Raw genomic sequence first — 2,152 nt, 5'->3', positions numbered from 1 at the left:
GGATACGGGAGCGGGCGCAGGCGCGGGGGCGTGCGCAGGCGCGGGCGCAGGAACGAGTGCGGGCGCAGGCGCGGCGGCGGGCGCAGGTGCCGGTGCGGGCACGGGTGTTGGCCGGGTGGCGGCCTGTGCGGCCGGGCTTCCCGATCTGTCCGGCTACGACCTGGCCGCACTGCGCGGGATCGACCACCCCGTGCTGGCCCGGGTGATCGAGGCCATGGTGGAGCGGGTGACCCACCCCGCCGAGATCCTCAACGCCTTCGACTCGGGCGTCAGCTGAGCGGCCGCTCACGCACCGCATCCCCAAGGCCACGCAGCGCACCCACAGTTGACCCGTTTCCGCCGTTAGCCGGTGCCGAACCACGGGCAGGGATGGATCGTCCGCCGGGGCAGGCGGCCGGGGCAGGAGGTGCACGCGATGGGGCACACGGACAGGGGCGGGTCCGCGCTGCCCGCACACCGGGCCCACGCCCCCTGGCCCTACGCCCGGCTCGACGTCCCCGCGCTCCGCGCGGCCGGCCACCGCCCGCACCCGGTGCGGCAGTTCGTGCTCAAGACCCGCAGCCGCTGCAACCTCGCCTGCACCTACTGCTACGTGTACGAGATGGCCGACCAGACGTGGCGCGGCCGGCCCGCCGCCATGTCCCCCGCGACCGCCGCCCGCGCCGCCGAGCGCATCGCCGAGCACGCCGCCGCACACGGCCTGAACCGGGTCGACCTCGTCCTGCACGGCGGCGAACCGCTGCTCACCGCCCCCGCCGAGCTGGCCGCACCCGTCGACGCCGTACGGGCCGCCCTCCGCGAGGCCTCCCCGCGGACCAGGGTCACCGCCACCGTCCAGACCAACGGCACCCTCCTCACCCGCGGCCGGCTCGCCGCACTCGCCGCCGCCGGGATCCGCGTCGGCGTCAGCCTCGACGGGGGACTGCCCGAGCACAACGCCCGCCGCGTGGACCGGGCCGGGCGGCCGGGGTTCGGGGCGGCCGCCCGCGGGCTGCGGCTGCTCGCCCGGCACCCCGAGAGCTACGCGGGCGTGCTGTGCGTGATCGATCCCGCCCAGGACCCGGTGCGCACCTACGAGTCCCTGCTCGCCTTCGCCCCGCCGAGCATCGGCCTGCTGCTGCCGCTGGCCAACTGGAGCACCCCGCCGCCCGGCCGCCGCCCGGGCCGCAGCCCGTACGCCGACTGGCTGATCGCCGTGTTCGAACGCTGGTGGCACGACGGGGCGCTGCGGACCCGGATCCGCATGTTCGAGGAGGTCATCGCCTTGCTGCTGGGCCTGCCGGCGGCCACCGAAACCCTCGGTCTCGCCCCCGCCGCCACCGCCGTGATCGAGACCGACGGCACCCTGGAGCAGGCCGACTCGCTCAAGTCCGCGTACGAGGGGGCGGCCGCCACCGGGATGGCGCTGCGGACCCACAGCTTCGACGACTTCCTCGACCACCCGGGCCTGGCCGCCCGCCAGCTCGGTGCGGCGGCCCTCGCCGACACCTGCCGCGCCTGCGAGCTCGTCGCCGTCTGCGGCGGCGGCCACTACCCGCACCGCTACCGCGCCGGCGAGGGCTTCCGGCAGCCGTCCGTGTACTGCGAGGACCTCCAGGCCGTCATCCGGCACATCGCCGCCGCCCTCCACCGCGCCGCCGCCGGCGCGGCCGTCCCCGGGGCGGCCGCCTCATGACCGACTCCCTCGCCGTCCTCACCGTCGCCCCGCCCGTGCTGCGCGCCCTCGCCTCCACCGAACCCTCCGCCGAGGGCAGCCGCCTCGTCCGCGACATCCGCCGCTCCAAACGGCTGGTCCTGCTCCGCGCCGTGCTCGACGCCGCCCCCGGCGGCCGGTCCGGCGAAGCCGCCGACCACTGGGCCCTGCTGGAGGAGGCGGAGCGGCACGACCCCGACGCCGTCCACGACGTCCTGCACTACCCGGCCACCGGCGTCTGGGCCGAGGAGGCCCTGCGCCGGCTGCACGCCCCGCACGGGCCCGCCGCCGACCTCGGCCACCTCGGCGCCCTCGCCGTCGCCGCCGCCCTGCGCGCCGGCATCGGCTTCAAGGCCACCCTGCGGCCCGTCGGCGGCCGCCTCGCGCTCCCCACCCTCGGCCTGCTCCGCCCGGCCCGGCCCCTGTCTCTTATACACCTCTCCGAGCCCACGAGACCGG

At 77.4% G+C, this 2,152-nt stretch carries 2 protein-coding genes and 1 pseudogene; all 3 read left to right on the top strand.

Annotation, left to right across the window (positions count from 1 at the left end; all coding sequences use genetic code 11):
• A partial coding sequence (gene fxsA / locus HYE82_RS38775; RefSeq protein ID WP_256988192.1) for an FxSxx-COOH cyclophane-containing RiPP peptide occupies positions 1-277 on the top strand: 277 nt, incomplete at its 5' end.
• A 138-nt stretch (positions 278-415) separates the two neighbouring features.
• Positions 416-1,675, top strand: a complete 1,260-nt coding sequence (locus tag HYE82_RS36060; RefSeq protein WP_179178442.1) for an FxsB family cyclophane-forming radical SAM/SPASM peptide maturase — start codon at positions 416-418, stop codon at positions 1,673-1,675.
• Positions 1,672-2,152, top strand: a pseudogene (locus HYE82_RS36055) (radical SAM protein); the annotation flags it as partial. The gene HYE82_RS36060 and the pseudogene HYE82_RS36055, both read left to right, overlap by 4 nt.

It is taken from the genome of Streptomyces sp. BR123 (genome assembly GCF_013401435.1).
In the GTDB taxonomy this organism is placed as follows: domain Bacteria; phylum Actinomycetota; class Actinomycetes; order Streptomycetales; family Streptomycetaceae; genus Streptomyces.
Note: the sequence above shows the minus strand (reverse complement) of the source record. Positions and strands in the feature narration are given on the sequence as shown.

Bases quoted from the DNA above. Each gene is read 5' to 3' on its own strand.
- HYE82_RS36060 (WP_179178442.1), top strand. From the start codon at position 416: ATGGGGCACACGGACAGGGGCGGGTCCGCGCTGCCCGCACACCGGGCC.